This window comes from Algibacter ulvanivorans, from assembly GCF_048381495.1.
GTDB classification, from domain to species: domain Bacteria; phylum Bacteroidota; class Bacteroidia; order Flavobacteriales; family Flavobacteriaceae; genus Algibacter_B; species Algibacter_B ulvanivorans.
Map to the genome: position 1 here is coordinate 1 of NZ_JBLWGD010000087.1, position 282 is coordinate 282.

At 45.4% G+C, this 282-nt stretch carries 1 protein-coding gene; it reads left to right on the forward strand.

The genetic code is table 11. The annotated features are described in order from the left end of the window. Window positions 1–282, forward strand: a 282-nt coding sequence (locus tag ACNG5D_RS16070) for an HYR domain-containing protein (protein WP_418184542.1), incomplete at both ends; no start/stop codon positions are given.

The window sequence follows — 282 nt, forward strand, 5'->3', positions numbered from 1 at the left end:
GCACCGGTATCTGTAAATGTTGATGCTAATGGCTGTTCTACAGATGCCGCTAATGTCAATCTTGGAACGCCTACTGTGGATGAGAACTGTAACACAACATCCATATCTAATGATGCACCTGCCTCATTCCCATTAGGAGAAACAACGGTCACTTGGACCGTAACCGATGGTGCTGGTAATACGGCCACTTGTACGCAAACTGTGACTGTAACCGATAAGATCAATCCGTCTTTTGTAAACTGTGCTGCACCGGTATCTGTAAATGTCGATGCTAATGGCTGT